This is a genomic window from Paenibacillus sp. P4_A7 (genome assembly GCF_056402455.1).
In genome coordinates this window covers 1-11,971 of the sequence record NZ_JBFUHJ010000150.1, presented here as the reverse complement: position 1 = coordinate 11,971, position 11,971 = coordinate 1, and the positions used below count along the sequence as shown (strand labels likewise).

At 42.1% G+C, this 11,971-nt stretch carries 11 protein-coding genes; all 11 read right to left on the bottom strand.

The window, feature by feature from the left end; genetic code table 11:
- The coding region (locus tag AC1DWN_RS17925) for a cupin domain-containing protein (protein WP_477560271.1) at nucleotides 1-368 on the bottom strand (368 nt) is incomplete at its 3' end.
- Nucleotides 369-512: 144 nt separating this feature from the next.
- On the bottom strand, nucleotides 513-1,154 hold the full coding sequence (gene pgmB / locus AC1DWN_RS17920) for a beta-phosphoglucomutase (RefSeq protein WP_477560272.1): 642 nt from the start codon (nucleotides 1,152-1,154) through the stop codon (nucleotides 513-515).
- 28 nt (nucleotides 1,155-1,182) lie between these two features.
- Complete coding sequence (locus AC1DWN_RS17915; RefSeq protein WP_477560270.1) at nucleotides 1,183-2,883, bottom strand: glycoside hydrolase family 3 protein; 1,701 nt, start codon at nucleotides 2,881-2,883, stop codon at nucleotides 1,183-1,185.
- 33 nt (nucleotides 2,884-2,916) lie between these two features.
- On the bottom strand, nucleotides 2,917-4,269 hold the full coding sequence (locus tag AC1DWN_RS17910; RefSeq protein WP_477560269.1) for a glycoside-pentoside-hexuronide (GPH):cation symporter: 1,353 nt from the start codon (nucleotides 4,267-4,269) through the stop codon (nucleotides 2,917-2,919).
- A gap of 81 nt (nucleotides 4,270-4,350) precedes the next feature.
- Nucleotides 4,351-5,259 (bottom strand): phosphatase PAP2 family protein, encoded by a 909-nt coding sequence (locus tag AC1DWN_RS17905; protein ID WP_477560268.1) that lies wholly within the window; start codon nucleotides 5,257-5,259, stop codon nucleotides 4,351-4,353.
- Nucleotides 5,260-5,544: 285 nt separating this feature from the next.
- Nucleotides 5,545-6,276 (bottom strand): hypothetical protein, encoded by a 732-nt coding sequence (locus tag AC1DWN_RS17900; RefSeq protein WP_477560267.1) that lies wholly within the window; start codon nucleotides 6,274-6,276, stop codon nucleotides 5,545-5,547.
- Between the two features lie 83 nt (nucleotides 6,277-6,359).
- On the bottom strand, nucleotides 6,360-6,728 hold the full coding sequence (locus AC1DWN_RS17895; RefSeq protein WP_477560266.1) for an NUDIX domain-containing protein: 369 nt from the start codon (nucleotides 6,726-6,728) through the stop codon (nucleotides 6,360-6,362).
- A gap of 673 nt (nucleotides 6,729-7,401) precedes the next feature.
- Nucleotides 7,402-8,235, bottom strand: a complete 834-nt coding sequence (locus AC1DWN_RS17890; RefSeq protein WP_477560265.1) for a carbohydrate ABC transporter permease — start codon at nucleotides 8,233-8,235, stop codon at nucleotides 7,402-7,404.
- 2 nt (nucleotides 8,236-8,237) lie between these two features.
- Nucleotides 8,238-9,125: a carbohydrate ABC transporter permease gene (locus AC1DWN_RS17885; RefSeq protein WP_477560264.1), complete on the bottom strand. Its 888-nt coding sequence runs from the start codon at nucleotides 9,123-9,125 to the stop codon at nucleotides 8,238-8,240.
- Nucleotides 9,126-9,206: 81 nt separating this feature from the next.
- Nucleotides 9,207-10,514, bottom strand: a complete 1,308-nt coding sequence (locus AC1DWN_RS17880; RefSeq protein WP_477560263.1) for an ABC transporter substrate-binding protein — start codon at nucleotides 10,512-10,514, stop codon at nucleotides 9,207-9,209.
- Nucleotides 10,515-10,586: 72 nt separating this feature from the next.
- Nucleotides 10,587-11,971 (bottom strand): S-layer homology domain-containing protein (locus tag AC1DWN_RS17875; RefSeq protein WP_477560262.1); only part of this gene is annotated, 1,385 nt, incomplete at its 5' end.

Sequence of the window (11,971 nt, the reverse complement as noted above, 5' to 3'; positions counted from 1 at the left end):
AGCGTACGAAGCTCATCAAATTTATACTGCTCTTCCATGCCATAAGCCGCAGAATTGCATTGAAATGACATCCTATCAATCTGAGGTTCAACTTGAACAAGATATGATGTCGGAATCTGAAGCGCCAGAACCAAGTTATTCTCCTCAGCATTAATTGCATGAATGTCATTGGCATTTATCAGAAACAAATCTTCTTCATTTAGATCCGTATATTTGTCTTTCGTGAACAGTTGAAGCTTCCCTTTAAGTACGAATAATATCTCTATGCTGTCATGCCAATGGTTCGGAACCTGATGGGTACTGTGCAAAAACAAGTGAACGGGAAGATGATCATCCGGCTCAATATTTTCGTAGGTGTAGCTTTGCACATAGTCCCCCTCCTTTTACTCTGAATACGTCCTATTATAATCCTTCGTACTTCTAAATCATATGGTAAATGTAATGCGCTTTCATTTTTATTCACACAAGAAAAAAAACGATCGAATAGGTCTAACCTACTCAATCGCTTTATATTATCCAAACATAATCTCTGCCAGTTCGGCAAAATGCTGAAACCTATAATTCGCAGCCGGGCTGTCATACGCTGCTCCAATGGCTGCCGTCATCATTCCTGCACGTTCGGCGGCAATAAGTCCAGATTCGGCGTCTTCTACGACGAGACAATTTGACGGATCAACACCCAGATATGCCGCCGCAAGCAGAAAGACTTCCGGGTCAGGTTTACTTCGTGCAATTTGATTGCCGTCGGCTACGGCATCGAAGTGATGCGCCAGTCCGAGTCGTTCCAGAATAAACGGGGTATTCCGGCTGGACGAACCGATGGCCGTTTTCACCCCTTGCCGTCTACACGAAACAATAAACTCAAGCGCCCCTTCAGCCGCATCGGCAGGCGTCAAATGCTGAAGCAGTTCACGGTAATATGTGTTTTTCCGATTAGCTAATTCTTCTTTTCCAGCCTGGGTATAGCTTCGTCGGCTCTTTTCGAGAATGATGTCCAGACTCTCCATTCGACTTACGCCGCGCAATCGATCATTGATTAACGAATCAAACGGAATACCTTCCTCATCAGCCATCCGCTTCCATGCTTCAAAGTGAAAACGATCCGTATGAACCAGGACCCCATCCAAATCGAATATAACCGCTGTGATGCTTATGATACCTCCCCCTCTCTAGCCTGTCTGATTACAAGCGTGTATCCCAATAGCCGCAGAACGGGTCAACAGGATTTATACCTTTGAATGAGGAGCGCCCTACAAGCTTGTCGATGAGAGCATCTACCACATAATCGTTTGGCGAATAAGCATTTATGAATGTAGGGACGCGAGGTACATCCAACAAATGATAAGGATTCGCCACAGAAATAAACATCGTTGGCAGCTCTGGAAGGAACCAAGGCATGTCAGTCCCAAATGGAGGCGCCCATTCAATCCGCACAACCGTTTGGTTACTGTGTGTCTCAAGGTTTGAGAGGTAGACCGCAGCATCGTATTGTTCCGTTAGCTCCTTAACACCTCCAAACATAGCGCTGAGATCAATTTTCTTCTTATCGAATAGTTTTACATCAAAACCTTCCGCTTCCAGCTTCGAAATGAAGTAAGGTGCAATATCCGTCCCGCCAAATAAACCTTCCTCACCCCCTAGGGTGAAGATAAGTAGACGTTTGTGAATTTCTGGCCTGATTGGCAGCAACTGCTGCGTATCCTTCACCAGTGTAACCGACTCATCTGCGCATTCTTTCGCCCAACGCACATGCTCCTCGCATCTGAGAACTGCCAGCGCCTCTTTTCCCGGAACGAGTGTGCCTTGCTGTTGCTTCTTATGAAGTCCCAGTGCGGCTTTAACCCCAAGGATGCGTGTAACTGCTTCATTCACCCGTGCTTCGGTCAGAATACCGTTCTCAATACCTTTCATCATAAATGAAAAATCTTCTTCTATATTTTTGTTGAAAAGGAACATATCACAACCAGCTGCAATTGATGTCGGAACCGCAAGTTCCCGCTTCATTGCCATTGTAAATCCCGCCATCGGCGTAGCATCGGTAGAGATCAAACCATTAAAGCCGAGCTTTTTACGCAATAGATCGTTAAGAAGCTCCGGTGCCAGTGTTGCGGGCATAATCTCCAAATCCTCAATCCCCGGACGTAATAATCTGGAATAAGCGGGATGAGCGATATGCCCCACCATGACCGTATGTGCACCCGCTTCAATACAATCCTCATATACCTTGCCAAAAGTAGCATCCCACTCTTCAACCGAGAGTGAGTTGATAGACGTCAATAAATGCTGGTCTCTTTCGTCAACGCCATCTCCTGGAAAATGCTTAATGGACACAGCCATTCCATGCTCCTGAATGGCCTCTGTATACGCCTTACTCATGCGAGCTACTCTCTCCGGATCAGAGCCGAACGTTCTTATGTTGGTTATCGGATTACGGAAATTGTAGTCGATATCGAGAATTGGTGCAAAGGCCCAATTGCAGCCTACCGCACCACCCTCCCGAGCGGCAATAATGCCCAGCCTACGCGCCATCTCAGTGTTATCTGTCGCCGCCACTTGCAGCTGCTTTCCGAAGAAAGTGCCATCTACAGCAGATCCGTTGCCTCCTGCCTCCAGATTTGCTGCAATTAGAAGCGGAATGTCTGAGGAATCCTGCAAATAACGATGCGTTTCTTGCACCGCTTCCCCCGGTCCGGGACGGTACATAATACCGCCAATTTTGATGCCCTTCGTCAAAAATGTAAGCTGCTCCTTGTCATCAGTGAACCCGATCGGACAAAACAGCTGACCGACTTTAGATACCAAGTCAAGGGATGCTAATGTTTGTTTTACCCATTCAATTCCTTCATCGTCTAAATAAAAGGGCTTTACTTTCAAATCTATCATTTCTGCTACCTCTCTCTTAGGTTTATTTAATAATTAAACAACGGATGCGTTTCGGCGTTCCTCGAGTTCACGAGACATGAGCGGTTGAATTTTATCAAGACGGTAGAACAACAACAGAATAATCATGATGATTTGACCGATAATCGGTGCCACTAGGTAGTTAAATGAAATCGATGCTAAAGCAGATTCTGACTGCGCTGTGTTGTTAGCCACATAACCACCCATCGATAATATCCAGCCTCCAAGCGCTCCACCAAGTCCCATTCCGACTTTGACCCCAAAGCTTGAAGCCGAATAAAGAAGTCCTTGTGCCCGCACGCCGGATTTCCACTCGCCGTAATCAACCGTATCCGCCATCATGGCAAATATAAGACCAGCACCTACTCCCATGCCAAGTCCGCTTATAAGCAGCCCTGACAAAAGCAATGGAACAGAAAGTGCATTCCCCCCAAAAATAGCAATAATGTAGCCAAGGATAGAAACAACAGATCCGCATAAGATAGTGTTTCTTTTGCCGATTTTTTTCACAGCAAGCGGGGCGAACACCATCGAGACTATCATCAACAATTGCATCGAATTCACAATAGGAATGAGCTCCGGCTTTTTCATATAATAGGTCATGTAATAAATACTCGTCTGTCCTTGAATAGAAGTTGTGATCCAAAGGAACAGGCCCAGCAGCAACATGATCAGCCAAGGTGTATTTCCTTTTAGCGCCTTGATTCCAACACTCAGCGGAAGCGGTTTCTCATCAATCGCTTTTACACGTTCTTTGGTGTTAGCAAACATGTTTAGAAAGAGCAATAGGGCAATGACCGAGAACAATATTATAGTGACAAGAAAGCCCTTTGCTTCATCCCCTCCGCCGAAAGCATTAACAAGCGGCATTGTTCCAGCGCTTACAATAACAACTCCAATCACGGCGAACACCATACGAACCGTGTTGATCACTGTACGTTCATTAGAATTGCTAGTCAGACTTGGCAGGATCGCAGACAGTGGTAAATTAATACCAGAATACATAATACCGAGCATTGTGTATGAAATGTATGCGTATACAAGTTTACCCGTATCGCCAAAATCCGGCGTCAAAAACATAAGTACGGAAGTAACACTGAAAGGAACAGCAAGCCAGAGGAAATAGGGTCTGCATTTGCCCCACTTTGTTTGAGTACGATCAATCATTACACCAATGAACGGCTCGGCAATCGCGTCTATAACACGTGCAACAAGAAACAATATAGCTACCGCTGCAGGGTTCAGACCAAATACATCCGTATAGAAGTACATGAGATAAAGCGTTGTCATTTGAAAAATCAGATTTGACGCAGTATCGCCTAGACCGTAGCTAATACGCTCTTTCCATGGCATTTGATTTTGATTCATGCTTGCATCTCCTCACGTCTATTTGGTAGCGCTTTCTCAATTGGATTGTAACTTTACACTGCCTTTAATACTGTCCGTTTTTTATCTTATATAGGGTGCATTTTTATCTTTTAGTAAAACGGAGGAGTTCTTCTGAATATCAGGATACAGATCAACCTTGAAAAGCTTGCATAGCAGCAGCATACATGTGATCGTGATAAAAGCACCAAACAATACATCTGTTGCAAAATGAGCGCCCATAATAACACGACTAAACGATGTACATAGTCCCCACACCAACGCAATGACAAGCATAATATTACGCCATTTACTTACGAAAGGCATAAACAGCATCCACACCATCATCGTCCAGCCATTGGCAGAGTGACCAGAAGGAAATGATTTATGCGCTTCAGCTGTAACGCCACTTTCCTGAATGCCTTGCGGAAGCAACCAACTAGTAAACTGTGAATAATCCCCTTCCATATTGCGGAAACGCATTCTGCCCCAAAAAATCTTGAGTACATTTACAACCATAATCTCCGCGAAAACGATAGCGATTGCTGCCCATGCAGCCCGGTTATACTGGCTTAGACTATCAACAGGTACACGCCTCAACAGCCACTGCGACAGCGTTGCTATCAATACGGATATAGCTAAACAGATGAGCATAACGTTACCTCCATCCAGCTCGTATCCACGCATGAGGGCAATATATACGATACTAAATCCACTAAGAAGGATGAATAATCCGGATACCAGACGAACTACTATCTTTTTAACCAACCGATCATTTCGAACTGTACTAAAAAGAATACTACCCGCTGCAAATAGGATTAAAAAAGCAGGGTGCTCCCCATACACCTCAAAAAACCAACCGAACCGAGAATGCTCCTCATTGTATAATGCTTTGGATACACTCAAATCATTAAAAGTAAATATGACCATCAATAAGACCCACAGCATTAAAAATCCCCATATAAAACGTTTTGTTCCTCTGGTCGTCGCCATCTCAATAACCCCTTTCTAGTTAGAAATTACGCAAATTAGGTAAACGCTTTCATTTGTGATTATACGGGTCCCTTTATCCACTCGGATAGGCGATTAATAACGAAAACTAGGGTGAATTTTAACCAACCTCTTCTTTGTCACAGTCATTAATAAAACAGGCCGGCATTCCATCGCTTAATTGATGGCATGCCGACCGGCTTCACTATCGGTTTCGATGGTGCAAAGAAAGCACACATCTAAGAAAGAGCTATCTTCTTTAAACAAATAGCTCTCACCCTATGAATTTTATAGTTTTTGTACGTACTGACTTTCAGGATCCATACAAAAAACTTCCACTTCCAATGCATCCATAAGCATCTTTAGATATCTTCTTTCGCCGCTTCGAAGTTCTTCCATCTCCTTATGCTGGGGAGAACTGTTAACAATCAATATTGCTTTTTTTATACTATTTTCTGTTAGTTTTCCGAATTCATTTGAATAACTATCCAAAAATTTGGACTTTGATAGTTGCTGGTAATACGTGGATATTTCAAGAAGACATCTTAAAATGGTTTCCTCGTTTTCCTTTATTTTTAATTCAAGTAGAAATATATGTTCATCAGTCACCGAGATTAAATCAATCTTACCGAGTCCCTTATCAGCAATACTATTTTTTAGTGGGATTTGATAATCTAGAATTCTACCAATATGATTAAATACTTTTCCACCTTTGCTCAAATTGAATAATTGGATAGCGTATCTTTCTTCTTTCCTATTAGAATTTTCTTCGTTATGTTGGGGAGTAACAACCCCATTATGTGATACCACGCGATACCCTTTCTCTCTAACCACTTCATTTATGTTTTCCAACCGCTTTTTGATATCTATTTTCAACAACTCTTCAGCAATTACTTCCGTAAAATGTTCATCGGTATCGACTGTTTTACCTTTGTAATTAATGATTCTACTTTTATATAGTTGATCAATTTGTTTAACCTGAACCGCAACCTCATTAATAATCTCCAGCTTTGTGTACATGTTCATTCCTCCTCGGTATCGCCTGTTTACAGAACATCTAGTCCGGACATGTCTGCGATCCTGAATGGGCCAGTTTTTTTATGTTATAAGATTAGCCTTTGATAAAGACATATAATCGGGATCGTATAAGCATCGAACTTCTCTGTATCTTCCAAACTCACCCACTTAACCTCAATAATATCCTGATTATACGCCATTGTTTCATCTAGAAAAAGTGTACCACCGATGATTTCAGCCAAAAACGTATACTTCCCATTTTCATCGTATAACTTCTTAATAATTTGAATATTATAGCCCGTTTCTTCCTTCACTTCTCTAATGCATGCTTCTTCAGGTATTTCACCTTCTTCTATTCCACCACCAGGAAAATTCCATACCATATCTCCCCTTTCAACATATTGTTTGACCATAAGAACTCTACCATCCTGAATAATTAAACCTTGAGCAATCATATTCCAAAACTCCACTCTTCCTACGCTTTTTAGCCTCGCACATATTACTATCCGTCTAAAAAAACAAGCTTTCCATCTTTCCGATGGACCGCTCACTAAATCTATAGCCTATCGACATTTGTAACTCAATCTCAAATCAAACTAGAACATAAATCGTATATGCATGAAATCACAGCTTTATCATCTCTCTACATAACTGCCTATGTTTATTCTATAGTTTACCATTTATGGCAGACTAACTATAGGGGTAATTATCCAATGAGAATAAACAGTTGTGTCCGCTCTCTTCGGCGAGAGCGATCATTTCATGGAGATAGATAAGAATATTTATTAGTAAAACCTTAGCTTTGCCAAAAATCAGCGATTTACAGATAATTGGATCAGCCTACTCTATTGTTCTCTTCTGTTTTCGGATTTGACTGTATTTTATACAATCAAAACTACATCAAAACCGTTGTATTTACCTTTGACTGTATTTCATACAGGCTAATCGCCTGTTACACAGATATAAAGCTTCTAACGACCTATTTAACTGTATCTTTTCCATTCAAACTCATTTAAAGATGGAATTTAAGCTGTTTGAATGTACAATATCCACTCAAATCTCCTATCAAACCTCTTATAAATAAAAAAAACGACTCTTCAAAATTAGAAGAATCGCTCCACGAAGCTTTCAGCCCTTAACAGAGCCCGCTGTGATACCTTGAATGATATATTTTTGCATAAAAATATAGAAAAGAACCAGCGGTGCAACAGCAAGAAACATCATCGGGAAGAAATTTGTCCAATCTACGGAAAATTGTCCGATGTTCCGGAATACCTCCAGAAGAAGCACTCCCTTCTCTCTAGATTGCAAGAACAATAGCGGTGTCATAAAATCGTTCCATGTAGCTAGGGCATTTAGTATGGCTACAGTTGCAATTACCGGAGTTAGCAGTGGAAATACAATTTGCCAATATACCCGCCACACACCGCTGCCATCCACTCTAGCTGCTTCCTCCAGCTCTATAGGGACCGTAGCTACTATAAATCCTCGAAACAAGAAGATCGAGAACGGTATGCTATAGCATATTTCGATCAATATTACGCCAGTTAGAGTATTCATTAAATCCATTTGGCTAACCAATTTATATAAAGCCAAAATTCCCATCTGGTATGGAACCATCATTCCCACCATAAAGAGTAAGAACACTATTCGATTGATATGGGTTTTCCGTCTTGCGAGACTATATGCTGCCATTGAAGAAAAAACAATAATGCCGATAACCGAAGATACCGTAATAATTAGATTGTTAGTAAGAGCTTGCATATAATTCATTGCTTTGAAGGCGCTAATATAATTATCCAGCGTAATATCCATAGGCAAACCCATCGGATGAGCAACTGCAGCATCTGGTGTTTTAAACGTCGTTACTATTAAGTAGTAAATGGGAATCAAAAAAATCGCTGCTAGGACGATCATGATCACTTCCAGGAGAGTGTCTCTTCTTCTATTTCGTTTGATCATGTTCACCGCCTCTCCCACAGTCTAATGATACCCATATGAATAGCAGTAATAGTCCCTACTATAATGACAAAGACAATACCAAAAGCAGCCCCGTAGCTGTAAAACCCTTCACTGAGCCCTTTTTTCAACATAAGCGATACAATCGTTTCGGTAGAATGCCCTGGCCCACCACCCGTTAGTGCGTAAATAATATCAAATACCTTCAAGCCGCTAATCATGCCGGTAACCGTACTAAATGTAATGGCTGGAAGCAGCAGTGGTAATGTAATATACCTAAAAGCCTGCCCTCCATTCGCGCCATCAATCTTTGCAGCTTCGTAGTAATCGATTGAAATACTTTGCATATTCGCCAAATAAATAACCATTGTATAACCGACCCACTGCCATATTTGCGTAAAAATGACGGAGTAAATCGCAAGGTGCTGATCCCCAAGGAAATTAATACGTTTGAATCCAAGCGCTTCTACAAACTGATTGATTAAACCGAAGTCAGATGGTGAATACATGAAATTCCAAAGGAAACCTATAACTAATACACTGAACACCGCAGGAAGGAAGAAGGCAGCGCGCAGTAGATTTTTCGTTCTTAAGTTTTTATGCAATATAACAGCTAAAGGAATGGCCAAAACATTTTGCCCTATCATTGTAAAAAAAGCGTAAATGAGCGTATTCGTAATGCCGTCTAAATAAACAGTATCCTTAAACAGCGATATATAGTTGGCTAACCCAACGAATTTTACATCTACAGGGACAACATCCGACCAATTGGTAAAGCTGTACCAGGAGGTTTTAAGCGTAGGTACTATAAAAAATACACAATAGATGACAAGTGCGGGAAGCAGCATGAGAAAGTAACTCGTCTCGTGTTTAAACAAGTTTATTTTTTTCACCGGGGGATCAACCTTCTGTTTGTAAGATAGTAGGAGGCATAATGTTATGCCTCCTTCCTTAATGCATGTTGTACCTCTCGCTTATTTAGATTTAGACAGCATCTCTAATTGCTTTTTATCCGCTGCTTCGAGAACTTGACGCGGTGTTTTGCTGCCAGCCAATAAATCCTGAAGCCCCTTGCCAAGCTCTGCAAAGGTTGTATCACGGCCTACGCCCCAAACATTAGGTGGATAGAACACATTCCCGGCCTTAAACGCTTCTTGCGCACCATTGTATTCTGCCGGCATTTCGAATACCACACCTTTCAAATACGATGAACCGCCTTGGTTATCCTGCCAATAAGCCTGCTGACCTTCTGCTGTAGATAATAGCTCAAGCACTTTATAAGCTGCTTCTTTCACTTTGGATTTCGCATTGATCCCGAAGGAAACGCCGGGTCCCCCGATCATCCAGCCGGGCCCGCCCTTCGTTCCTAAATTCGGAAACATATCAATCTTCATGTCTGGTGCCTTAGCCTTGAACGTCTCCATGTACCATGGACCTGATTGGAACATCGCTGCTTTCCCGCTCGTGAATTCATCGATGGCTTGCTCCTCTTCCAGTCCTAACATCTCTTTCGTAAAAATGCCTCTCTTCATATACTCCGACCAAGTCGTAAGCGCAGGCTCCAACACATCCGCCATCTTCAGCTCACCCTTGCCGAAGCCATCATTGAACGCTTTTCCTTCCGGCAGCCCCATATAGTCATTCATCGCCAAAGCGATAAAAGATTGTGAAGCTACATTCATATTTTTAAGGCCAATGGCTTGAGGTTTAATTCCATTTTTGATAAACGTCTCTGCGACTAAGAAATATTCATCTAACGTTGTAGGTACTTTCAATTCATATTTATTAAATAATTCCACGTTATAAAAGATACCATTGAACCAGCTTGCTTGAGGCAAGCCATATAGCTTGCCGTCATAGGTCACATTCTCCGTGCCCGATTCGTAGTATTTCCCACTAAAACGTGCCGTTAAATCTTCGAAATATCCGGCTTTAACCATGTTCGGGTCCGTCATCATTCCCCCGATAACGTCTGGGCCTTCTCCAGCAGCGAGTTGTGTTTTTAGAATATCTGTATACTGCTTGTTATCAATAAATTGATATTCAAGCTCCACATCCGGCAGTTTATCCTTCACCAGCTGGAGGAACGTCTTTATTCCATCCTCCTTGTTCCAGTAAGTCATTCTGACTTTCACTTTCTTTACGGTTTCAGGCTTACTCGCATCTGTGGACTTGGGACTTTCCTTCCCAACATTAACGGTTGGCTGATTCTGACCGCAGCCCGCTGCTATTATCGAAAATGTGAGCGCAGTTATTAAAAGAACTAACCTTGTTTTTTTCAATTCAACAGCCTCCTAGTTTGAGCTACTTCCAAATACCATCAACTTGAAGTGTGATCCACATTCTTGCTGTCCTTATTTCAATACTCTTAGCAAAATCATTGCGGCCTCTGCGCGAGTTGCCACTCCGTTAGGGATAAACTTACCCGCTTTACGTCCTTCGATTAATTGGAGTGTCGCCGCCGCCCTAACAGACTCGAGCGCCCAGGAGGATACGTCAGTCTCATCCGTAAACGATGAAGAGGTACTTCCGTCCAATTTAGTTCCTTTATATAGGACATAAGCCCGCATCATCATGGTAACCATCTCTTCTCGCGTAATTTGTGCTTCTGGATCGAAGATGGCTGCATTTTTTCCTGTTACGATGCCCGCGTTGAAAGCAATCGAAACATCTTTGCCATACCAAGCATCAGATGCTACATCACTAAATTTCTGTTCACTCTTTGCGGACAGCTTCAAGCCTCTTACAAGCATGGATGCAAATTCGGCACGAGTTACATGACGTTCTGGACCAAATGTCGTCTCGCTATCTCCTTTCAAAATCTGCTTGGACGTCAATGCTTCAATAGCATCTACTGCCCAATGAGAGGAAGGAACATCTGCAAATACCTTTTTCATTTCAAGTACAGTGTATTTACTGAAATGGTGTAATTCAGCAACCATTTCACCGTTGAGAAGTCTTCCTCCAACATACACTAGTCCTTCTTCGTCACCGAGATAATAGATGCCAGTCAAGCTTGGACTCGATATTTGATCGACTTTCATTTTCATGACAATCGGTTTATCGAATTTCGTTAGGCTCCTCTTCTTGCCGTCCTTTGTTTCGATGAATAAACTAAAATCGAATATGGAACCGTAAAGTTTGATCTGAGTCTGACCGCCTGATTGATTTTTGGCCAGCCAAGCACTCGCCTCGGTTTCGGTCAGTTGAATGATTTCCAGCTTGATGCTGCTATCCTTCAGATCACTTGTCGGTACTTGTTCAGTCAACTGTTTGATTAATTCAGGTGTCAAAGTTAATGAGAGTTTATCCAACTGAATGACCAGCTGATTTTTCCCAAGCAGCTCAGCGGTGTTGAACGGAAGTGTGATCCGTTTCTTATCTCCCTTAACCTGAATCGTCACCGTTCCATTTACCGAAGAATTGTTAAAATCCTGAGATGTAACAACATGTATATCCGGATTAACTTGAATAGGTCCTGGGTTGTATACATATTGAGGTTTAAAACTAACACTGATCGAGTGGCTTCCTGTTACATTCTTGAAAGTATAGACACTGCTAGTCACCGTAACTTTCTCATTATCAACCGTGACGGTATCAATGTCGTATCCGCTATTTGGCGTGATCGTAAAGGTCTGATCTGCACCGTCATTTACCTCAACTGCTCCGCTAGGACTAATCGTACCGTTTACTCCTGCATTTGCTTCTATGAGATGGTGGTTGTTTACCACATCAATGA